This window comes from Frondihabitans sp. VKM Ac-2883 (assembly GCF_015350875.1).
Lineage (GTDB): Bacteria > Actinomycetota > Actinomycetes > Actinomycetales > Microbacteriaceae > Frondihabitans.
Window position 1 is genome coordinate 354,109 of the sequence record NZ_JADKSF010000001.1, and the last position, 22,152, is coordinate 376,260.

Sequence of the window (22,152 nt, forward strand, 5' to 3'; positions counted from 1 at the left end):
GCTAGTTCCCCTTCACGGCGGTGCGGACGAAGACGGTGCGGCCACGAGCGCCGGGGACGGCGCCCTTGACGAGCAGCAGACCCTTCTCGACGTCGACGGCGTGAACCGTGAGGTTGAGGACGGTGACGCGCTCCCCACCCATACGACCGGCCATGCGCATGCCCTTGAAGACACGGCTGGGGGTCGACGAAGCACCGATCGAACCGGGCTTGCGGTGGTTACGGTGCGAACCGTGGGATGCCGAGACACCCTTGAAGTTGTGACGCTTCATGACACCGGCGAAGCCCTTGCCCTTGGAAGTGCCGACGACGTCGACCTTCTGGCCGGCCTCGAAGGAATCGACCGCGAGCTCCTGGCCGAGTGCGTACTCGGCGGCGTCGGCGGTGCGAACCTCGGTGAGGGTGCGGCGAGGCGTGACGCCCGCCTTGTCGAAGTGACCGGTGCGGGGCTTGTTGGCCTTGCGCGGGTCGATTGCTCCGGCAGCGATCTGGACGGCGACGTAGCCGTCGACCTCTTCGGTGCGGATCTGAGTCACGACGTTCGGCGAGATCTCGACGACGGTGACGGGGATCAGCTTGTTGTCGGCGTCCCAGACCTGGGTCATGCCGAGCTTCTTGCCGAGGAGACCCTTGACGTTCTTGGTGGTGATAGCCATTAGTTCGTCGCCCCCTACAGCTTGATCTCGATGTTGACGTCGGCGGGGAGGTCGAGACGCATGAGCGAGTCGACGGCCTTCGGCGTCGGGTCGATGATGTCGATGAGACGCTTGTGCGTGCGCTTCTCGAAGTGCTCGCGCGAGTCTTTGTACTTGTGGGGCGAACGGATGACTGCGATCACGTTCTTCTCCGTGGGAAGCGGCACGGGGCCGACCACGGTCGCGCCGGCACGGGTCACCGTGTCGACGATCTTGCGAGCTGACGTGTCGATGACCTCGTGGTCGTACGACTTCAGCCGGATGCGGATCTTTTGTCCCGCCATGTGTGACTCTCTCTCGATATAAACGTCGCGCACCTTCACGGGGCCGCCTGACGCGCCTTCGCGGTCGTATCGCTTTCGCGAACTCCCGCTCGGGCTGGGTCTTGTTCAGACTCGGGTCACTCCGGATGCCGCAGTTGCCTGCACACATGACCGTCGCACCACTGTTGATGTGTCAATCCGTCTTCGACCGCATGCCAAAGGCCTGCGCTCGTAACCGCTCCGCTGATTTCGTAGCCGATTCAGCGTGATGGCCGCCGTGGGGAGGTCATCTCTCGGGTTTCGATTGAAGAGGTGTCCTGCTACCCGCGGCCCAGTCGATACGACTGTGCACTGCCTGGCAGTGATTCGAACCGCACGCAGCGGCCGAAGTGTTGAACCAGACAAGCTTGCCACAGCCCGGCATTTGCTGCAACCCGGGCGTGTCGGAATTGTTGCGACTCAGCTCGTGTCGAGCTATTACGCCTCGGAGGGGCGAAACCACGGCGGGTAGACGGCGACTCGCGGCGCCCGCCCCTCTACATCGCGGAGCAGGCTCTTGACCTCGTCGCGGGTGCGATCGTTCGGCACTCCGATGAGGGTGACCAAGGAGAGATCGAAGGAGTCCGGCACCAGGATCTCGACCTCGAGCAAATCGGGATCAGCGATCGAGGCGCGACGCGCAAGCGTAGCCGCCTCGGCCTGGCCGACCCCGAAACGCGCGAGCGGCCCGGCAGGGTCGCCGTCGGCGAGCACGAAGTCGTCGGGGAGGGCCGCTACGGGAGCCACGAGCACGACGAAGTCGGTGGGACGGGTGGCTCGTGCTGCAGGTGACCACCGGGATCCTTCGGCGCCGCTGCGCACCTCGTTCCAGGTGGCCGCGTCGGGCGAGAGGGCGAACGGCACGTGACTTGCGACAGTGGAACCGGTCGGGAGAGCCGCAGCGGCACGCCGCTCGCGCGCCTCGGGCGACGCGACGTCGAGCTCGGGGACGGCGTCGGCTCGAAGGCGGCCGTCGGAGAAGATGTCGGCGAGGTTCGACAGGTGGGTCCAGTGGTGGACACGCATCGTGGCGAGGTCGATGTCGGGGAGAGCTGCCGCCGCGGGGGTGGCGCGCTTGGCACCCGGAGCACGGACGACTGCCGGCATCCGGATCGCCGAGCCACCGACGGGGGCGCGTCGTGCAGCCGCCGGCCGAGCGACGGGCGCAACCACCGGCTCTTCTCGCTTGCGGGGCGTGCAGAGGTCGCAAAGCTCAGCATCGAGGCCGTGGATGCATTCGGTCACAGCAGTTGTTCCTCTCGGGCGCAACACGAAAGTCGCACAAACTTCAAGATTACGCGACCCGAGGGCATCACCGGTACAGAAGCGAACGAAGCTCCGACTCCACGGCATGCACCCGGGCCGGATCGATCGTCTCGCCCTGCCGGAAGAGGTCGACGAGACGCGGGTCGACATAGCTGGCGCGGGCAACGGACGGCGTATTGCCGAGCACAGCCGACGCATCGCGCATCGCCTGGGCCACCGCGCGCTTGCGCCCGGTCTCGGAAGCCTTCGGCCCGGATGTCGCCAGGCTGATGGCCGCCGCAGCCGTTCCGTGGAGCGTTCGGAAGTCTTTCGCCGTGAACTCCCCGCCCGTCCGCTCGTGCACGTAGGCGTTGATGTCGACGGCGTGCAGCGGCCTCCACGCCGCGCCTTGCTCGGGCCGGTAGGCGAGGAGCCGAGCACGCCCACCCCGAGACTTGAGTCCGCGGATGATCGCGGCGAGCTCGGGATCCTCGATTTCGCTCTCCCACTCCTGACCGCTCTTCGCCGGAAAGGCCAGCCGGATGCTGTCGCCGCTGACTGTCGCGTGCGAGCAGAGCAGGGTGGACAGCCCGTGGCTGCCGTGGGCGGTCGCGTACTGCTCAGAGCCGACGCGCAGCGAGCCCGTGTCGAGCATGCGGAATGCCGCCGCCAGAGCCCGGAGGCGATCCGGCTCGTCTCGCCGGAGGTCGAGTGTGACGAACCGCCGCGCGGTCGGAAGCGCCTCGGCGAGAGAGAGGGCCCGGTCAAACTTGATCCGGTCTTTCTGCTCGCGCCAGGTGGGGTGGTAGATGTACTGGCGCCGACCGACACCGTCGATACCGGTCGCTTGGATGTGCCCGTTGGGGTAGGGCGCGATCCACACGTCTTTCCACGCGGGCGGAATGGCGAGGGATTCAAACCGAGCACGCAATTCAGGATCCGAGACGGTCACGCCCGCATCGTCACGGTACGTGAACCCGCGGCCGGCCTTGACCCGGGTGACACCCGGTCGGGAGGAGTCGGTTCGGCGCAGTCGAGGCATGCCGACGAGTCAACTCCCCCGCGCCGGAGAACAGCTGCAGGAGCACGACACCCGAGCGAACGACGAAGGCCTCCGACGGACATCGTCGGAGGCCTTTAGCGGCTATGCGCCGTCGTTGCCGATCTTCTTGTCGGCCGCGTCGCGCGCTTCCTGGATCTTGTCGTGGTGCTTACCGCCTGTGGCCTTGTCGGCTGCACTGGCCACGGCATCCAGGATGCTGTCGCTGATGCCCTCCGCCTTGTCGCTCTTGAGGGCGTCGGTGACCTTGTTGTCTTTCAGAAACTCCCGCGCCTTCTTGGTGACGTCGTCGAACCCAGCCATATGCGTTCCTCCCTGAACCGGTCGGCACCTCCGACCCGTGCCGACAATCCTGCACCGACCCGACGCGCGGGTCTAGGCCGACAACTCTTCTCTCAGGCGATGGTCCGGGTACGCCAAAGCGGGTCGGACCCGAAGGCCCGACCCGCTCAGGGTGATGCGTATCTACGACGCGTCAGAGAATTTCGAAGAAGTCGGAAGGACTACTTGTTGATCTTCGTGACGGTGCCGGCGCCGACGGTACGGCCACCCTCGCGGATAGCGAAGCGGAGGCCCTCCTCCATGGCGATCGGCTGGATCAGCTCAACGCTGATCTCAGTCGTGTCGCCGGGCATGACCATCTCGGTGCCCTCGGGCAGCGTGATGACGCCGGTGACGTCGGTGGTGCGGAAGTAGAACTGGGGACGGTAGTTCGCGTAGAACGGGTTGTGACGGCCGCCCTCATCCTTCGAGAGGATGTAGACGTTCGCGTCGAAACCGGTGTGCGGCGTAACCGAACCGGGCTTGACGATGACCTGGCCGCGCTCGACGTCTTCGCGCTTGGTGCCGCGAAGAAGAAGACCGGTGTTGTCGCCGGCCACAGCCTGGTCGAGCAGCTTGCGGAACATCTCGATGCCGGTGACGGTGGTCTTGGTCGTCGGACGGATGCCCACGATCTCGATCTCCTCGTTGACGTTGAGCTGACCGCGCTCGACACGACCGGTGACGACGGTGCCACGACCGGTGATCGTGAAGACGTCCTCGATGGGCATGAGGAAGGGCTGGTCGAGTGCACGGATGGGGTCGGGGACGTTCTCGTCCACGGCCTCCATGAGGTCGGCAACCGACTTGGCCCACTTCTCGTCGCCCTCGAGCGCCTGAAGCGCCGAGACCTGAACGACGGGGGCGTTGTCGCCATCGAAGTCCTGGCTGGAGAGCAGCTCGCGAACCTCGAGCTCGACGAGCTCCAGGATCTCTTCGTCATCGACCATGTCGGACTTGTTCAGCGCGACGACGATGTAGGGCACGCCGACCTGGCGAGCGAGCAGCACGTGCTCACGCGTCTGGGGCATGGGGCCGTCGGTAGCGGCAACCACGAGGATCGCGCCGTCCATCTGAGCCGCACCGGTGATCATGTTCTTCACGTAGTCGGCGTGGCCGGGAGCGTCGACGTGAGCGTAGTGACGCTTCTCAGTCTGGTACTCGACGTGCGAGATGTTGATCGTGATACCACGAGCCTTCTCTTCGGGCGCGTTGTCGATCTGGTCGAACGCGGACGCCGTGTTGAGGTCGGGGTACTTGTCGTGCAGAACCTTGGTGATCGCCGCGGTGAGCGTCGTCTTGCCGTGGTCAACGTGACCGATGGTTCCGATGTTTACGTGCGGCTTGGTCCGCTCGAACTTGGCCTTCGCCACTGTGGGTCCTCCTCAGGACTCGGGAGCAGGTGCCCGGCCGGGCCCGTGAAGGCCCGTCTCCGGGGAACTGCGCTTTGGTGTATTCACATGCTACGCGGTCGAGGCTCGACCCCGCATTTCGGGCGGTGCGCTCTGTGGAGAACGCACCACCCTGGGGTGGGCTACTCGCCCTTGTTCTTCGCGATGATCTCGTCGGCGACAGCCCGGGGGACCTCCGCGTACGACTCGAACGTCATCGAGTAGACGGCACGACCCGAGGTCTTCGACCGCAGGTCACCGACGTAACCGAACATCTCCGACAGCGGAACGCTGGCCCGAACGACCTTCACACCACTGGCGTCTTCCATCGAGGCGATCTGGCCACGACGAGAGTTGAGGTCGCCGATGACGTCGCCCATGTACTCCTCGGGCGTACGTACCTCGACGGCCATGATCGGCTCGAGCAGCACGGGGCTGGACTTGCGTGCAGCCTCCTTGTACGCGATCGATCCGGCAATCTTGAACGCCATTTCAGACGAGTCGACATCGTGAGCAGCACCGTCGAGGAGCAGCGCACGAACACCCACGGTGGGGTAACCGGCGAGGACACCGACCTGCATGGCGTCCTGGATGCCGGCGTCGACCGAACCGATGTACTCGCGCGGAACGCGACCACCGGTGACCTTGTTGACGAATTCATACGTCGACTCGGCCGTGACCTCGAAGGGCTCGAGAGCGATCTGGACCTTAGCGAACTGACCCGAACCACCCGTCTGCTTCTTATGGGTGTAGTCGTAGCGCTCGATGCCCTTTTTGAGCGTCTCGCGGTACGCGACCTGGGGCTTGCCCACGTTCGCCTCGACGTTGAACTCGCGCTTCATGCGGTCGACCAGGATGTCGAGGTGAAGCTCGCCCATTCCCTTGATGACCGTCTGACCAGTCTCGGCGTTGAGCTCGACGCGGAACGTCGGGTCTTCTTCGGCGAGCTTCTGGATGGCGATGGAGAGCTTCTCCTGGTCTTGCTTCGTCTTCGGCTCGATAGCAACCTCGATGACGGGCTCAGGGAAGGTCATCGACTCGAGGACGATCTGCTCGCTCGGGTCGCACAGGGTGTCACCCGTGGTCGTGAATTTGAGACCGATGACAGCGTAGATGTGACCAGCGGTCACGCCATCGACGGGGTTCTCCTTGTTGGAGTGCATCTGGAAGATCTTGCCGATGCGCTCCTTCTTGTCTTTCGTCGAGTTGATCACCTGGGCGCCGGACTCGATGGAACCCGAGTAGACGCGGACGTAGGTGAGACGACCGAAGAAGGGGTGCACCGCGACCTTGAAGGCGAGAGCCGAGAACGGCTCCGACGACTCGGGCTTGCGGATGATGATCTTCTCGGCGTCGCGGACGTCGTGGCCCTCCATGGGAGGCACGTCGAGCGGCGAAGGCAGGTAGTCGATGACGGCATCGAGCATCGGCTGGACTCCGCGGTTCTTGAACGCGGAACCACAGAAGATCGGGTAGAGCTCGGAGTTGACGGTCATCTTGCGGACCGCACCCTTGATCTCGTCGACCGTCAGCTCTTCGCCGGCGAAGTACTTCTCGAGGAGAGCGTCGTCGGACTCGGCGACGGTCTCGAGCAGCTTCGCGCGGTACTCGTCGGCCTTCTCTTTGAGGTCTTCCGGGATGGGCTCGATCTCGTACTTCGCGCCCATCTCGACGTCACCCTTGGCGTCGCCGCGCCAGGTCAGTGCGCGCATCTCGACCAGGTCGACGACGCCCTCGAACGAGGACTCCGCACCGATCGGGAGCTGCATGACCAAGGGCTTGGCGCCGAGGCGGTTGATGATCGTGTCGACGGTGAAGTAGAAGTCGGCACCGAGCTTGTCCATCTTGTTGACGAAGCAGATGCGCGGCACGTCGTACTTGTCAGCCTGACGCCAGACGGTCTCGGACTGGGGCTCGACGCCCTCCTTGCCGTCGAATACGGCGACGGCACCGTCGAGGACGCGGAGTGAACGCTCCACCTCGACCGTGAAGTCGACGTGACCCGGGGTGTCGATGATGTTGATCTGGTTTTTGTTCCAGAAGCACGTCGTAGCAGCCGACGTGATCGTGATGCCACGCTCCTGCTCCTGAGCCATCCAGTCCATCGTCGCAGCGCCGTCGTGGACTTCGCCGATCTTGTGGGTGATGCCCGTGTAGAACAGGATGCGCTCGGTGGTCGTCGTCTTGCCGGCATCGATGTGCGCCATGATGCCGATGTTGCGGACCTTGTTCAGGTCGGTGAGCACGTCCTGTGCCACGGGTTCCTCCGATTGGGGGGTTAGAGAGTGTGGTTACTGCGGGGCGGCGACCCGGTGCCGATCGGCACTGAATCGCCACCCGCAGAGGTGGTGCCAGCGGTGCAGCACTACCAGCTGTGATGTCTTACCAGCGGTAGTGAGCGAACGCCTTGTTCGACTCGGCCATCTTGTGCGTGTCTTCGCGACGCTTGACAGCAGCGCCGAGACCGTTCGACGCGTCGAGGATCTCGTTCATGAGACGCTCGGTCATCGTCTTCTCGCGACGGGCCTTGGCGTAGCTGGTGAGCCAGCGGAGAGCCAGGGTGTTGGCACGGTGAGGCTTGACCTCGACGGGCACCTGGTAGGTGGAGCCACCAACGCGACGCGAGCGGACCTCGAGGGTCGGACGCACGTTGTCGAGTGCCTTCTTCAGCGTGGCGACGGCGTCCTGGCCGTTCTTCGCGGAAACACCGGCGAGGGCGCCGTAGACGATGCGCTCGGCGAGGCCCTTCTTGCCATCAAGAAGGATCTTGTTGACGAGCTGGCTGACGATGGGGGCGCCGTAGACGGGGTCTGCGACGACGGGACGCTTGGGAGCGGGACCCTTACGAGGCATTACTTCTTCTCCATCTTCGCGCCGTAGCGGCTGCGAGCCTGCTTGCGGTTCTTGACGGCCTGGGTGTCGAGGGCGCCACGAACGATCTTGTAACGGACACCGGGGAGGTCTTTCACACGACCGCCGCGAACGAGCACCATCGAGTGCTCCTGAAGGTTGTGGCCTTCACCGGGAATGTACGCGGTCACCTCGGTGCCGTTGGAGAGCTTCACACGGGCGACCTTGCGGAGCGCGGAGTTCGGCTTCTTGGGGGTGGTGGTGTACACACGGGTGCACACGCCACGCTGCTGGGGGTTGGCCTTCAGGGCGGGGGCCTTGGTCTTGACGACCTTCGGCGTGCGTCCCTTTCGGACCAGCTGCTGAATAGTTGGCACTGGTTCTCCTTGACTTGGTACTTCTCGGTGTTCTGGCCGGCCCGGTCGGACGGCTTCCTCATCTCTGGAGCACGACAGTCACACTTCGAAATAACGAAGAGTGGTCGTCGCGCGTCTCCCCCAACCAGCGCACTATGAGTGCACAGCACCTACGACACGCGGTGGGGCCCGATCGGTTCGGCGAGAAGTTCGCCACTCCGAAGAGACGGTTAAACGGGCGCGCCGCTAAGCGCACACCCGAGCAAGACTATCCCGTCGCCAGGGCAAGATCAAACGGGCTCAGCTGCGCTGCCGGCGAACCCGTGCTGCGTCTCGGCCTGACGGGCCTCGGTCGCACGAGCATCGACCTCGTGCTGAACGGCGGCGAGCGCCACGATGGCGAGCGCCGCTGTGACGACGGGGACGGAGTCGGCGAGGGTCGGGGCGGCGACGTGCTGGAGTTCGTCGGCGCGGATCCTGCGCTCTGTCTCTTCGAGGCGGGCGGCTTCGGCGGCGCGACGGGCTGCGGCACGGACACGCAGCATGCGCGTGAGGACGACGGCGGCGATGATCGCCCACACGCCGTTCACGACCGCGGAAGGCCAGGCGCCGTGGGCTGCGACGTTGAGGGAGATGAACAGGGCTCCCACCAGATTGCTGAGCTGATAGACCGGCCCGTTCGACAGTCGTCCGAGTGAGAAGAGGCCGTAGCCGCTGAGGATGACGGCAGCGCCGACCCAGCCCAGGATGGAGAGAAACACGCTCAGATACTCCTTGTCGTGCGAGCGCGACGAAGCAGCCAGGAGATCTCTGGCGCCTCGGGGGAAAGTGCCCGGACGAGAGCCGAGCGACCAATTGTAGGCACGCTCGCAGCGCGGTTTCGACACCCCGAGAGAGGGTGTTTCGACGTGTTTCTCAGCGGCCCTCGCGATGGCGTTCGGCCCGGTCGAGGAGCAGGGTTCCGGCGACCACGATCGCCGCCCAGACGGTGGTCGCGATGACGAAGGTCGACAGGGCATACCGGCCGGTGAACAGCACGAGCCAGACCGCTTCGCTGCGCCTCAGCGAGTAGAGCACCGCCCCGACGGCGAGCATGGCGACGTAGCTGGTGGCCAGTGTGATCAGTGCGGACGCGAGGATCCTGGGCTGTCGCCTTTCGGGCTCGCGCTCGGCGACCCCGAAGCTCCGCGCCAGCACGAAGAAGACGGTCGCCATCGAGGCGAGCACCATGGTCGGCCCGAGCGTCGTGCCCGCATCGGATTCGACGATGAGGTCGCGGCCGGTGACGTAGAAGAGCAGACCGGCGGTGAGCACGGCGAGCGCCAGGTGCGTGACCGTGGCCAGGAAGGCGAGGAGGCCGCGGGACATGAGGTCAGGGTACGCGGGGGTGCGGCGGGTCGTCTGGTCGGCGGGGCCGGTGATTGTCCACGATGTGTTGGTGTTCGGGCTTCGCGACCAGCAGATCGGGGACACTCACGCGCAACGGCGGCAGAGAAATGCCACGGGTCGGTCGATCGGGACCTCCGACCGACCCGTGGCGGCTTGTGCCCCTACTTACCGGCGGCGGTGTCGGTGGAGGAGCTGGCTGAGGCCGCGTCGGCCGCGGTGGAGGTGGTGGACTGCTGCGTCTCTTGGACGGAGTCGGCGTCGGCTAGGGCGTAGACCAGGCCGCCGAAGGTCCAGTTGATCGTGTCGGTCGCATTGACGGAATCAGTCGTCGACTCCCCGCCGGTGTCCGAAGATCCCGCCGCGCTGGTGATGTTGGTCACCAGGAACAGCCGATCTCCGTCGCGCATACCCTGGAGAAACGCCAGGGCCTGGGCATACGTCCCCTGCACAGACACCGTCAACGGAATCGTCGTGAAGTTCGACGGGGTGATCAGCGAATCGGTCGTCGCGATGGGTGCGGAGGGTGTCGCGGATGCGCTCGGGGACGGTGTCGCCGTTGCCTCGCTGGTACCAGTGGACGCCGCGGCAGCGGGCGCGGCTGCGGCCACCGGCGCCACGTAGGCCGAGGCGGACCCGAACTGGATATTGCTCAGCGTTGCCTGGGACGACTTGGCGACGCCGTTCAGCTCGGTGATGAGCGAGCCCGTCTCGACGTCGGCGGGAACGGACTGCTTGAGGTCGGCCAGTTCGCTCTTGAGGTCGTCGAGAGAGTCGTACTGCTTTTTGAGCGAAGTCAGGCTGGTCTGAAGCTGAGCGTTCTGGGCCGTCACCGAATCCTCGGTGGCGCGAGCCGTACTGGCGGCATCGAGTTGGGGCTTGACTCCGAGGAGGAAGCCTCCCGCGACGACCACGATCGCAGCGACAACTGCGGCGATCATCATGAGGCGATTGCGATCCATGATCACTTACCTTCCTTTGTGTAGGCGTTCGAGAAGGCCTTCTCGTCGATGTGGACGACTACGCCTGCCGTATAGACACCGGTCTGCAGCTGGATCGTTCCCGCCTGGGCGTCCGTGTAGCCGGGCAGAGTCGCCAGCTTGGTCAGCCAGGTGGGAACGGACGGGAGCGACGTGCTCGTCGCGGAGAAGGTCAACGTGGCGACACGCTGCCCCTCGAGAGGTGTGGTCGCCTGCGCGTAGGACGCGACTGGCGACGCCGAATCGATCGTGACAGTCGCCAGAGTCATGCCGCTCGGGAGGGTCGCCTGGACCTTGGCGAGGTACGCCGGCCAGTTGATGTCGGTCGAACCGCCGACCTTGCGCGCGGCATCGATGAGGTCGACCTGCCCCTGAGTGGTCTTGACCGCCGAGTACTTCATCGTCTGCGACGCCAGGAAGGACGTCTGGTTCTGGGCCGAGGCGAGAGTCGCCTCGCTCCCCTGGGCGTAGAGTGCGGCGGTCCCACCCGCTACTACGACGAGGATGGCCAGGCCTGCAACGGCTGTCCAGGCGCGACGCACATGAACGGCGGCTCGACGCTCGGCACGAACCTCGGGCGGTAGGAGATCGACTCGCGGAAGCCCGCCGATTGCGATGATCCCGCGATTCGGTTTGGGCTGCTTCGGCGGGGATGCCTCTCCAGCGGTCGGGGGCGCTGCCACCAGGCTTGTCGCCGCCGCGGACGGTGCCGGCACGAGAGGGACGTCCGCGGTCGATCGGCGGGTGCCCTTCGGCGCCTTGGTGCTCTTCGCCGCCTTGGCTGAAGCCGGACCGCGACCTTCAGCAGCGAGCTGCGCCTGCTTGGTTAGATAGAACTTCATGCTGCGCTCCCCAGAGCGAGTCCGAGGGCGACGGTCAACGACGTGACATTCGACCGGACGTCGGCTTCGGACGCCGAGCGCGCGAAGGAGACCCCCTGGAGGGGATCGGCGGCCACCACGGGGATCCGGGTCACCTCGGCGAGGGCCTCGGGAAGCCCTCTTAGTTGAGCGCCTCCTCCGGACAGGACGATGTGAGTCACGTGCTCGGTGGGCCTCGTGTTGGCGTAGTAGCTCACGGTATTGCGAAGGCTTCCAAGCAGCTCGTTGACCGTCTCGAAGATGACGGCGGATGCGGTCTTGTCCTCTTTGGTGGCCGAGCTGGACACGAGACCGAGAGTGCGTTTTGCCCCTTCGGCCAGCTCGCGGGGAATCTCGAGGCGCGAGGCGAGATCGTTGGTGATGTCGTCACCGCCCGATGGGATGAGGCGGACGAACTGGGGAACCCCGTCGGAGACCAGTACCACCGACGTGGTCGAGGCACCGATATCGATCAGCGCGACGGTGCCGGTCAGGCGAGCACGGTTGACGAGCAGGCGTGACACGGCGAAGGGGATGAGGTCGACCCCGACGGCATGGAGACCGGCGAGCTTCGAAGCACGGACGTTGCCGAGCACAGCGTCTTTGACGGCGGCGATGAGCAGGCCGTTGATGACCGGGCCGTGCTCCCCGATGCCCTCCGACACCGGGTAGAAGTCCAGGAGCGCATCAGCAACCGGAATCGGAAGCATGTCCTGCACTTGAAAAGGCAGAGCCTCCTGGATACGGGCCTTGGAGGCCTTGGCGACTGTGAGATCGCGCGCGAGAACCCGCTGATTGCCCATCCCCAAGACCACCTGCTTGCTCTTGAAGCCTGCCTGCGACCAGAGCGCCCTCATACTCTGGGCGACGGTCTGCGGCTCGATGACCTCTCCGCGGCTCACTGAACCGGCGGGCAGCGGTACCTCGCCGAAGCGCACGAGTGTGGGCCTGGCCGAGGTCGGGTTGGCGATCTCCACCGCGCGCAGCGAGGCTGCGCCGATGTCGACGCCGACGATGGACTTGCTCATTGGTTCTCCAAGGACGAAAGGCGGGGGTCGGGCGATGCCGTGGACATCACGAGGCCAGACCGAGCAGTGCGAGGTAGCCGTTCCAGACGGCTGGACCGGCGAAGACGCCGAACCACGCGCCGACGAGCATCCAGGGACCGAAGGGGATCCCGCCCTTCCTCCCCATGCGCTTGAGGGCGATCAACACGATGGAGAACACTCCACCGAAGAGGAAGGCCGAGAAGCCTCCCACGATGAGGGGGCCCCACCCGAGGTATCCCAGGTAGAGGCCAAGGAGGCCGGCGAGCTTCACGTCGCCGAAACCCATGCCTGCCGGGTAGATGAAAGCGGCGATGAAGTAGAAGGCTCCGAGGATCACGAGACCGAGACCGGCGCGGCCGAGGTCCTCCCAGCTGCCGGAAAACAGCGACGAGGCCGCGAGAAGCGTGGCGCCGACCGCGTACGACGGGTAGACGATCCGATCGGGCAGCCGGTGGTGCTCGCCGTCGATGATCCCGAGCGCCATGCTGACGGCCGCGAGGTACAGGAAGGCGGCAATGATAAGGATCCGGGCGACGAGCGGTCCTGACCCGAGCGATTCCGAGCCCACCGGCCAGAACCGGATGGCCACCACGACGAAGAAGACACCGGTGGCGAATTCCACGAGGGGGTAGCGAGCAGAGATGGGCGTGCGGCAGTCACGGCAGCGCCCGCGCAGGACAAGCCAGCTGAGGACGGGCACGTTGTCGAACGGACGGATTCCGGAATGGCAAGTCGGGCACGCGCTCGCCGGGTGCGAGACGGACATGCCGGCCGGTACGCGGTAGACGACGACGTTGAGGAACGAGCCGATGACGAGACCGAAGACGGCGGCGAGGACAGGGAGCACGACGATCATAGGTTCGCTCCTGTCGCCGAGATCGCTGTCTTGGACTCCGTGACCTGGGTGATGCCGTAGGTGGTCGAGACTGGTGAGAGGAACTTTGGCGGCGCCTGGAACGCCAGACGGGAGTCGTACTGATAGTTCTTCGCGTAGCCCGTCACGGTGGTGTCGCCCGAGGTTGTCGCGACGGTGCCGCGGAACTTCTGGGCGATGGCACCCAGCACCGTGAGCTTTCCTTTGGGGTAGTTCCGGTCCGCGTCATAGTTCTGGACGGTGAAGGAGTGGAGCACACTCATGATCGCCGCGTCGATGGTGCGATCCGAGGCTGTCCGGTCGAGCAGCTCCCCTGCATGAGTCGTCGTCACGGGGCGGGTACACGTCGCCGGCTTCCGCGTCGTGCCGCAGTTGTACGTCTCGGTATCTGAGGTCGTGTAGGTCGCGGCCATCGGGTTGTAGACGATCACGTTGTTCTCGCCGATCAGGCCGAGCATGTCCTTCGACGCGTCGGCGTAAAGGACGTCGTCAGTCACGTAGAGGTAGTTGTTCGCCGCAACGGTGACATTCCCCTTGACCTTCCCTTGGACGAAAGCATCCCCGTTGGTGCAGCCGTAGGACGTCGCAGAGGGTGCTACCTCCCCCTTGGCCGGGAAGCCGACCCCGTTACCAGCCGTTGAGCCATCGGCTCCGGTGCACGAGTAGTTCTTGGGAGTTTTCGTGCCCCAGTAGTTCGGGTCGCCGCTACCTGCCGACTGAGGGACGTTCTGGACGTAGATGAGGTTGCTGTCGACCACGGGCATCGTCTGACCACCCGGGCTGCCGAGAGTGCCGCCGGCGGACGAGTAACCGGGAGTGCCGCAGCCGTCAGCCACGCTCCCGCCTGTCACCGGGTTCCCTTTGATGTTGGTGGCAAGGGTCCACGGCGAGTACACCGTCATCTTGCCGTCGGAGGTGAAGTTGATCGTAGTCGGCCCCGAGTAGAGGCAACCGGGTCGAGGCACCGTCGAGGCGGTCAGGTCGGAACGAGTCTCCTGAATCAACGATCCGATGGTCGAAGGCATCTGGACGATGTTCTTGCGCGTGACGACGAGACCAGAGTTGTCGCAAGAGGCGGCCGGAGTCGCGTAGTACGGGGCCGTAGGATTCGCCGAACTGACGGTACTCCCAAAGGTCGCTCCGCAGATGTTCATCGTGTCGTTGCTGTGCGCCGGGCCGCTGATGACGTCGTTCGGGCCGAACTGGATCGTGGTGCAGTTCGGTCGGCTCGCGACAGCCCACCCGTATGCGGCCGTGCAGCCGGAGGTCAGAGCCGGGTCACGGATCTCGTAGTCCGTGAAGTAGAGGAAGTCGAGGAATCCCGACTGCTTTAGGTCGGCAACCACGGTGCGCGTGACATTCCCGACGCGACCGGTGGACTGGAGGCGCAAGACACCGGAGGCCGCGTAGTTCGAATTGTTGACCTGGTAGCGGTAGGTACCCCCGGTCGCAACGGACGGGTCGACTTTCGCCCAGGCGGTCGCAGACGTTCCGGAGTCGGGCCCAAGCCCGAAGGCCGGGTTGTTGTTCGTGCCGACGAAGGTGCTGCCCGCGCTGAACGTGTTGCCGAGAGCGCCGTACCGGCTGTACGAGTTGTCGTTGGCCAGCTTGGATTGGTAGTCCTCGACGCCGGCGTAGGCAGCTGCGCCGGCGGCGTTCCAGTTGGCATCGTAGACAGACTTCTGAGCACCCGAGACGGAAACCGAGACGATGGCGCCGCTCATGAGCATGAGGACGGTACCGAGGATGATGACGGTGGCCAACGCCATACCGCGCTCGTCGTCGCGTGCGCCGATGACACGGAGGAGGCGCCCTCCAATGCGTGCCCTGAGAAGCTTCAACATCAGTTCGTCCTAGCGACGTTCAAGTTGGGGAGGCCGACCGTGTTGGTCAGCAGAGTCGATTGGTTGGCACTCGAGGACGCACCGAACTGCAGCGAGACGGTGACGGCGGCGACGTTCGACACCTGAGGGATGGCCACAGCGCCGACGACCGTAGGAATCGCTGCCCCGGTCGAGTCGAGGTAGGTAAAAATCTTTGGGCCGCCCGCCGCGGGAAGGACCACGGGCGTGCCGAGGATGCGACTCGTGCAGGACGTCGTGCACGTCAGCACCGATGGGAACGTGTAGAAACCATCGGACAGACTCGCCGTCCAGGTCCGTTCGACGAGATTCTTCGTCGTCGCATCGACGAAGAACTGGACGCGGATAGGTGCCACACTGCTCGACGCCAGGTTCACGTACGAGTAGACGGTGATGGCATTGTCGGTCGCCTGGACGAATGCCGGGTCAGGAAGAGACTGTCCCGCCACCACATTCGTGGAGGCCCCGCGCAAGACGCGTGTGACCTCGTCCATCGAGTTGGCGGCAGTGCGGTTCGTCGCGTCGATGGCGCGGTTCGTGATGTTGGCCCGGCTCGCGTTGACGAGGAAGCCACCGGTCATGGCGAGGAGGAAGCCGAAGACCGTCATCGAGACGAGCAGTTCGGCGAGCGAAAGCCCTTGCTCGGATGTTTGCCGATCGACAATGACGGAGAGACGGCGGCGGATGGCGCGCATCACGGCGTCACCCCTCTCGGGTCGAGTGTGACGGTGCTGCCGTTGACGGTCCCGCCGGTCAAGACGGCGTTCGACCCGGGCGTGATTCCGAGGAGACCGCCCAATGTCGAGAACTTCCAGGTGCCGAACGGAAGCGCGAGAACGGGCGATCCGGAGACCGCGTTGAAGGTGTACTGAACGCCGGTCTGGCAGCCAGGGTCGCCATTCGCCGTCGAGTTGACCGAGGTTGCGATGATGCCCGTGAGTCCGAGGGTATCCGGCAGCTTCACTACGCCCATCGGGATGTTGACCGGTGAGGTCAGCGCGCCCGGAGCTCCCCCCGTGGTGAAGCCCACACCGACCTTGCCGGCGGCGTTCTTGGTAGTCCAGTTTGCCGGATCCACGTTGAGGCAGGACGCGATCGGCTTGTTGGCTTTGTCGGTGAGACCGTTTGGCACGAGGGCTCCGGTCTCGTACGTGTAGGACGAGAAGGGAAAAAGAGCGACCGGGTTCGTGCTGCCGGGCTGGAAGGAGTCGATCCCGCCCGTCGTGGAGTTGAAGGTGAGGTCGAGGTCCGTCGGCAGCGACGCAGTGCCCGAGTAGTTAGAGGCGTAGTTGAGCTTGAAAGTCGCGGCCGTATCGTAGGTGAACGGCACGGTGGTCGCAGTGCCAGCGACCGCCACGGCAGGGGTAAAGGATGGGTTGGCGACCTGGTTGATATCGATCCCGTTGGTCTTGGTGATCGAAACCTTGTAGTTGCCGGGCTTGACCTTAAGCGCATAGGTGCACCCGTTGGCGTCCGTGACCGACGGCGCGGCCACCGCGTCGGCGCCGTTCGGAGTGGTCGACGTCGGGGCGATCGTCACCGCGACGCCGGGCAGGCCGGCACCGTTCGCACCGGTGACGGCGACGATGATCGTGCCCAGGTTCGGGTCGTTGATACGACTGTTCGGGGCCAGGACGGTGGACGAAGAGACCGAGCCGGATCCTCTTTGCCCGTCCCACGTCACGTTGTCGCGAATGGTCTTGAACTGGAGAGTCCCCGTGCCGGATCCGCAGGCACTGGTCGCGGTCGAGGAACTGTTCCACGCAACCGTTCGAGTGAGGTGATAGGTCGTGCCCTGAACGGTGGTGTCCCACTTCTTGCTCTGCACGGAGAAGACATCGGCGACCGAGCGCTGGAGGTCGAGATCCTGCGCGATCAAATTGGCCGCGGTGGTGCGTGCGCGGCCGTCGCGGGTCAGGAGGAGCGAGTTCGTGATCGTGGCGGCGACGCCGACGGCAATCATCGAGAAGACCATCATCGCGATGATGACCTCGACGAGGCCGAGGCCGGCTTCGGGGTCGCGGTCGACGATGGCGCGGAGTCGGCGGGCGATGCGGTTCATTCGAGGTCACCTCCTTTGGGCGGTCTTGGAGCGGGCCAAGGGGCGGGGAAGCCGGACTGCGCCGGCATCCCCGCCTCTAGCGAGTTACGGGGCTGAGGGAGCCGTACAGGTACCCGGAAGGGTCCCGGAGAGCTTGGTTACTCCGCTGGTGTCGGTCGCGTAGTAGACAGTGCCCGTCGAGCTCTTAGCAGCGATGCAAAATGTGTTGCCTGTCGTGGCCTTCTTGAGGGTGATGAGGCCGGTCGTGGAAGTGTTGCGGGTGTAGCCGGCGTCGGACATTCCCGTGATGCCGCTGATGTCGCTCGTCGAATCGGGGACGTTGCCGCTGGTGGTCTGAATGGAAACAATCGCTGTTTTGGCGTTGGTCAAGTCGGACTGCACGTTGGAATCTTTGGCGTTGTTCTGCACACCGAGGTACACGGGGATCGCGATCGCGGCGAGGATGCCGATGATGATCACGACGACCAAGAGCTCGATGAGCGTGAAGCCCTTCTCGGCGTCCTGGGTGAGGTACTTACGGCGAGCGTTGAGCTTGCCCATGAGCTGCGCGTGCATGCGAGTTCCGTTTCTGGGAGGGGAGATTGGGAGGCGATTCGGCGGCAAGCCCTGCCTGCCATCTACGACGTTATGTGCGCGTTGCGGGGTACAGAATCCCGCGTCCGGGGGGTTTAGGTGGTTTGGTTGTCCCCAGTCCGGGGCGGTGTTGGTCCTACACGGTGAAAGGGCGGCCCCGCCAATGCGGGACCGCCCTTTCAAGTCACGGTGACTAGGAGATCGTGCAAGGAGTCGTAGAGACGCCCGCGCTAGACGTCGCGTAGAAGGTCTTCCCACCCTTGCTGACACCGATGATGCAGAAATCGCCCTTGTTGCTGACTGGGCCGTAGTTCAGGGAGGTGGTGCTGTCCGAGAAGGTCGCGCCGGCATCGCTGTAAGCAGTCGCCACGGTCGAGACGGCGGGGAAGGAGTTGCTTGTGATCACAGCCGAGAACTTGTCCGGGAGCGAGCCGTTGGTGGTCTGAAGGCTGACCACGGCGGTCTTCAGGTTCGTGATGTCGGACTGGGTACCCGAGTTCTTGGCGTTGTTCTGAACGCCGAGGTACACGGGGATCGCGATCGCGGCGAGGATGCCGATGATGATCACGACGACCAGGAGCTCGATGAGCGTGAAGCCCTTGTCGGCGTCCTGGGTGAGGTTCTTACGGCGAGCGTTGAGCTTGCCCATGAGCACTGCGTACATTTTGAATCCTGTCGAGGGAGGGAGGGGTGATCGAGGAGGCAAGCCCTGCCTGCCGAGATAGACGCTACGAGCGCGGGATCGGGGGGAGAATCCCGCATCCGGGGGGTTTCTCAGCAAACCCTGGCCCCAGTTAGGGGTAAGAGAACCCCCGATCAGGGGCCAGTTAGCCGTGAGCGGCCAAAGAAAAAACCCCGGCACCCCGTGGGGCACCGAGGCTTGGACAGCTCTCACGTGATGGGTCAGGGCGCGGAGGTGACATTCGTCGTCGAGAACAGGCCGGCGGTCGTGCAGGAGCCCTTGGCGACTCCGAGCAAATCGGTCGCCGCGAAGCTCTTGCCCGACTTCGAGATTCCGAGGAGGCAGTAGCTCGTGCCGTTCGGGTAGAAGGTCAGGCTCGTCGTGCTGGAACCGAGTGTCGCCCCGGCCTGACTGGTGGTGGTGTCGAACGCCGCCGTGGGAGTCCAGGTCGTCTTGGACGCGGCCAGCGCCGAACCGTTGCTCGTCTGGATGCTCACCGCAGCCGTCTTTAGGTTGGTGAGGTCCGACTGAACGCCGGAGTCCTTCGCGTTGTTCTGCACGCCGAGGTACACGGGGATCGCGATCGCGGCGAGGATGCCGATGATGATCACGACGACCAAGAGCTCAAGTAGCGTGAAACCTCGGTCGGGATCCTGAAGCACTGTTTTTCGGCGCCGCTGGAGGGCGGTGAGGAGCGTGGTCACAAAGGGTCCGTTCGGGTGGCGGGAGAAAGGGCGAGCCGGGCTCAGTGGATCAGCGACGTGATCTGGAAGATCGGCAGGTAGAGGGCGACGATCATGCCGCCGACCACGACGCCGAGGAAGGCGATCAGGAGCGGCTCGATGAGGGACGTGAGCGCCTCGGTGGTCGCCTGCACTTCGGCGTCGTAGAAGAGCGCGATCTTCTCGAGCATGGTTTCGAGGGATCCTGCGTCTTCTCCGACCGCGATCATCTGCGTGACCATGGCGGGGAACACCCCGGCCTCCGACAGCGGCACGGCGATCGACTCGCCCTGGCGGACCGACTCGGCGACCGTGACGAGGGCCTTCTGCAGCACGTAGTTGCCCGAGACCTCCCCCACGATGCGGAGGGCGGTCAGGATCGGCACACCGGCACCGATCATGTTCGAGAAGTTGCGGCTGAAGCGCGCGATGGCGATCTTGCGGATCAGCGGGCCGAAGACCGGCAGCTTGAGCTTGAGCGGGTCGACGACACTGCGGACCTTCTCCGTGTTCTTGTTGACGCGCCACCAGGCCGAGAAGGCGAGGAGCACGACAGCCCCGATGGGAACGACGTAGACCATCGCGTGCGAGGCGTAGACGAGCAGCTGAGTCGGCAGGGGAAGCTTGCCCCCGAGCGACGCGAACATGCTGCTGAAGATCGGCACGATGAACGTCAGCATCACGATGACGGCGATGATCGACATCGCCAGCACGACGACCGGGTAGGTCATCGCCGACTTGATGGTGCCGGTCAGCTTGACCTCCTTCTCGAAGTTCGTCGCGAGCGAGTCGAGGGCCGAATCGAGGAACCCGCCCGTCTCACCGGCGCGGACCATGTTGATCATGATCGGCGGGAGGTACTGCGCGTGCTTGCCGATGGCGTCGGAGAACGACACACCGGTCTCGACGTCCTCGCGCACCTCGGTGAGGATCTTCGCGAGCTTCTCGTTCTCGGTCTGCTCGGAGAGGATCGAGAGGGTACGCAGCAGCGACAAACCCGACGAGATCATCGTCGACATCTGCCGGCTCATGATCGCGAGGTCTTTGAGCTTGACGCCCTTCGAGAAGCCGGGGATCGAGATCTCGCGCTGGAGGCCCGTGCTGCTCGACTCCGAGATCGCGATCGGCGCGACGCCCATGGTGCGGAGGCGCGAGACGACGGCGCCCTCGCTGGACGCCTCGACCTTGCCCTTGACGACCTTGCCGGCGGAATCGCGCCCCCGGTAGGCGTAGGTCAGACTGGCGGCCATCAGTGCTCACTCCTCGAGAAGGCGTCACCGAAATCGATGCCGCCGGCGTCCATGCCCGTGCCGGCGCCGGTGTCGGTGCGCGTGACGAGGCGGTGGAAGCCCTCTTCGTCGTGCACCTTCTCCATGGCCGCCTTGAGCGTGATCTTTCCGGTGTTGACCAGGTCGGCGAGATCCTGGTCCATGGTGTGCATGCCGAGTTCGCGGCCGGCCTGCATCGACGACGAGATCTGGTACGTCTTGCCCTCGCGGATGAGGTTGCCGACGGCCGGGGTCATCATCATGATCTCGGTCGCCACGATGCGCCCGCGGCCCGTGGCCCGAGGAACGAGCGTCTGGCAGACGACGCCGCGCAGGGTGGCGGCGAGCTGCGTGCGCACCTGATCCTGCTGGTGCGGCGGGAACACGTCGATGACGCGGTCGATGGTCTGCGCGGCATCCTGCGTGTGCAGGGTCGCGAAGACGAGGTGGCCGGTCTCGGCGGCGGTCAACGCGACCGAGATGGTCTCGAGGTCGCGGAGCTCGCCGATGAGGATGACATCAGGATCCTGGCGCAGCACGTGCTTGAGCGCGTTGGCGAAACTGTGCGTATCTGCGCCCACCTCCCGCTGATTGACCAGGGCCTTCTTGTGGGTGTGCATGAATTCGATCGGGTCTTCGACGGTGACGATGTGGTCGGCTCGCGTCTCGTTGACCAGGTCGATCAGGGCCGCGAGAGTCGTCGACTTTCCGGATCCGGTCGGTCCGGTCACGAGGACGAGCCCGCGGGGCAGACCGGCGAACTTGCCGATGACCGGGTCCATGCCGAGCTGGTCGAGCGTCTTGATCTCGGTGGGGATGAGACGGAACACGGCGCCGAGCACGCCGCGCTGCTGGTAGAAGTTCACGCGGAACCGCGACTCGGGCGAGAGCGTGTAGGCGAAGTCGAGCTCGAGCTCGGTGTCGAATTGATCCTGGCGGTCGGCCGTCAGGAGGCTGGCAAGGGCCTGCTGCACCTTCGCGCGATCCCACGGCTCCGGCGACATGGCCGGCTGGAGGTGCCCGTCGACCCGGATGGTGGGAGCGGCGTCGACCGTGATGTGGAGGTCGGACGCGCCCTGGTGCACGACCTGGCAGAGAGCCTCGATCAGCTCTTTGTCGGCGTCGGTGCGAGCGTGGTGGCTGAGCTCGATGCCGGCGGTAGCGCCCAGGGGGTCGAATGTTGCGGTGGCTGGCGCGGATCCTGCGCTCTCGATGCGGTGGACCGGAGCGGCGGGAGCCGGGGTGAACGGGGTCGTCGCGGGGACGGCCGCCGGCGCCGGGAACGACGACGTCGGCCACACCGGAGCGTCGGTCGGAGCGGGGAGGTCGAACACCCGGGGCGAGTCGGGCGCCGGCGGGAGGCCGGCGGAGCGGGAGTCGAGCATCGCGGCGGACGCCGGAACGACCAGGTCGGGGAACGCCGTCACGCCCGGCGACAGCGGCGACGACGGCTGCTCGCGAGCCCAGCGCCGGCTGCCGACGGGGGCGGGCGTCCAGCCACCGGCGGGAGTCGTATCGGCGGCGTCGTCGAGGGAGTACACGGGACGCGAAGTGCCGTTCGGCGGCGTCTGCGGATCGTAGAGCGAGTCACTCATCGTGGGTGTCCGTTCGTGGG

General features: G+C 65.2%; 23 protein-coding genes. All 23 read right to left on the minus strand.

Translation table 11 applies throughout. The annotated features are described in order from the left end of the window. Position 1: 1 nt before the first annotated feature. Positions 2 to 655 carry a 50S ribosomal protein L3 gene (gene rplC, locus ITJ49_RS01860; RefSeq protein WP_055964965.1) on the minus strand — a complete coding sequence of 218 codons (654 nt, stop codon included), beginning with the start codon at positions 653 to 655 and terminating at the stop codon, positions 2 to 4. A gap of 14 nt (positions 656 to 669) precedes the next feature. Further along, positions 670 to 978: a 30S ribosomal protein S10 gene (gene rpsJ / locus ITJ49_RS01865; RefSeq protein ID WP_055964962.1), complete on the minus strand. Its 309-nt coding sequence runs from the start codon at positions 976 to 978 to the stop codon at positions 670 to 672. A gap of 456 nt (positions 979 to 1,434) precedes the next feature. Beyond that, positions 1,435 to 2,241 carry a DarT ssDNA thymidine ADP-ribosyltransferase family protein gene (locus tag ITJ49_RS01870; protein ID WP_194600696.1) on the minus strand — a complete coding sequence of 269 codons (807 nt, stop codon included), beginning with the start codon at positions 2,239 to 2,241 and terminating at the stop codon, positions 1,435 to 1,437. Between the two features lie 67 nt (positions 2,242 to 2,308). Then, positions 2,309 to 3,283: a DNA topoisomerase IB gene (locus ITJ49_RS01875; protein WP_194600699.1), complete on the minus strand. Its 975-nt coding sequence runs from the start codon at positions 3,281 to 3,283 to the stop codon at positions 2,309 to 2,311. 102 nt (positions 3,284 to 3,385) lie between these two features. Next, entirely contained in the window at positions 3,386 to 3,604 is a 219-nt protein-coding gene (locus ITJ49_RS01880; RefSeq protein WP_194600703.1) for an Rv0909 family putative TA system antitoxin, read from the minus strand. A 200-nt stretch (positions 3,605 to 3,804) separates the two neighbouring features. Then, positions 3,805 to 4,995, minus strand: coding sequence for an elongation factor Tu (tuf, locus tag ITJ49_RS01885; RefSeq protein WP_055964949.1), 1,191 nt, complete (start codon positions 4,993 to 4,995; stop codon positions 3,805 to 3,807). 161 nt (positions 4,996 to 5,156) lie between these two features. Further along, entirely contained in the window at positions 5,157 to 7,271 is a 2,115-nt protein-coding gene (gene fusA, locus ITJ49_RS01890) for an elongation factor G (protein ID WP_055964947.1), read from the minus strand. 124 nt (positions 7,272 to 7,395) lie between these two features. Then, positions 7,396 to 7,866, minus strand: coding sequence for a 30S ribosomal protein S7 (gene rpsG / locus ITJ49_RS01895; protein ID WP_055964944.1), 471 nt, complete (start codon positions 7,864 to 7,866; stop codon positions 7,396 to 7,398). Then, on the minus strand, positions 7,866 to 8,240 hold the full coding sequence (gene rpsL / locus ITJ49_RS01900) for a 30S ribosomal protein S12 (RefSeq protein ID WP_055964941.1): 375 nt from the start codon (positions 8,238 to 8,240) through the stop codon (positions 7,866 to 7,868). The genes rpsG and rpsL overlap by 1 nt, the downstream gene beginning before the upstream one ends. A gap of 269 nt (positions 8,241 to 8,509) precedes the next feature. Further along, a complete protein-coding gene (locus ITJ49_RS01905) occupies positions 8,510 to 8,980 on the minus strand; it encodes a hypothetical protein (RefSeq protein ID WP_194600706.1) in 471 nt (156 codons plus the stop codon). Between the two features lie 154 nt (positions 8,981 to 9,134). Beyond that, entirely contained in the window at positions 9,135 to 9,587 is a 453-nt protein-coding gene (locus ITJ49_RS01910; protein ID WP_194600710.1) for a DUF6121 family protein, read from the minus strand. A gap of 182 nt (positions 9,588 to 9,769) precedes the next feature. Next, entirely contained in the window at positions 9,770 to 10,567 is a 798-nt protein-coding gene (locus ITJ49_RS01915) for a hypothetical protein (RefSeq protein WP_194600713.1), read from the minus strand. Positions 10,568 to 10,569: 2 nt separating this feature from the next. Then, the gene (locus ITJ49_RS01920; RefSeq protein WP_194600716.1) at positions 10,570 to 11,427 is read right to left on the minus strand and encodes a hypothetical protein; all 858 of its coding nucleotides are present in this window, start codon (positions 11,425 to 11,427) and stop codon (positions 10,570 to 10,572) included. Continuing rightward, on the minus strand, positions 11,424 to 12,473 hold the full coding sequence (pilM, locus tag ITJ49_RS01925; protein ID WP_055964927.1) for a type IV pilus assembly protein PilM: 1,050 nt from the start codon (positions 12,471 to 12,473) through the stop codon (positions 11,424 to 11,426). The genes ITJ49_RS01920 and pilM overlap by 4 nt, the downstream gene beginning before the upstream one ends. A gap of 46 nt (positions 12,474 to 12,519) precedes the next feature. Continuing rightward, entirely contained in the window at positions 12,520 to 13,350 is an 831-nt protein-coding gene (locus ITJ49_RS01930; RefSeq protein ID WP_194600719.1) for an A24 family peptidase, read from the minus strand. After that, on the minus strand, positions 13,347 to 15,212 hold the full coding sequence (locus ITJ49_RS01935; RefSeq protein WP_194600723.1) for a hypothetical protein: 1,866 nt from the start codon (positions 15,210 to 15,212) through the stop codon (positions 13,347 to 13,349). Before ITJ49_RS01935 ends, ITJ49_RS01930 begins: the two co-directional genes overlap by 4 nt. Continuing rightward, positions 15,212 to 15,928: a hypothetical protein gene (locus ITJ49_RS01940; RefSeq protein WP_194600725.1), complete on the minus strand. Its 717-nt coding sequence runs from the start codon at positions 15,926 to 15,928 to the stop codon at positions 15,212 to 15,214. Before ITJ49_RS01940 ends, ITJ49_RS01935 begins: the two co-directional genes overlap by 1 nt. Further along, complete coding sequence (locus ITJ49_RS01945; protein ID WP_194600728.1) at positions 15,925 to 17,292, minus strand: hypothetical protein; 1,368 nt, start codon at positions 17,290 to 17,292, stop codon at positions 15,925 to 15,927. Before ITJ49_RS01945 ends, ITJ49_RS01940 begins: the two co-directional genes overlap by 4 nt. An 84-nt stretch (positions 17,293 to 17,376) precedes the next feature. Further along, positions 17,377 to 17,847 carry a type II secretion system protein gene (locus tag ITJ49_RS17945; RefSeq protein ID WP_305038607.1) on the minus strand — a complete coding sequence of 157 codons (471 nt, stop codon included), beginning with the start codon at positions 17,845 to 17,847 and terminating at the stop codon, positions 17,377 to 17,379. Between the two features lie 211 nt (positions 17,848 to 18,058). Further along, entirely contained in the window at positions 18,059 to 18,529 is a 471-nt protein-coding gene (locus tag ITJ49_RS17950; protein ID WP_305038608.1) for a type II secretion system protein, read from the minus strand. 239 nt (positions 18,530 to 18,768) lie between these two features. Then, positions 18,769 to 19,251, minus strand: a complete 483-nt coding sequence (locus tag ITJ49_RS17770) for a type II secretion system protein (RefSeq protein ID WP_194600731.1) — start codon at positions 19,249 to 19,251, stop codon at positions 18,769 to 18,771. Positions 19,252 to 19,292: 41 nt separating this feature from the next. Beyond that, complete coding sequence (locus ITJ49_RS01965; RefSeq protein WP_194600733.1) at positions 19,293 to 20,519, minus strand: type II secretion system F family protein; 1,227 nt, start codon at positions 20,517 to 20,519, stop codon at positions 19,293 to 19,295. Beyond that, on the minus strand, positions 20,519 to 22,132 hold the full coding sequence (locus tag ITJ49_RS01970) for a type IV pilus twitching motility protein PilT (RefSeq protein ID WP_305038609.1): 1,614 nt from the start codon (positions 22,130 to 22,132) through the stop codon (positions 20,519 to 20,521). The genes ITJ49_RS01965 and ITJ49_RS01970 overlap by 1 nt, the downstream gene beginning before the upstream one ends. Positions 22,133 to 22,152 lie beyond the last annotated feature (20 nt).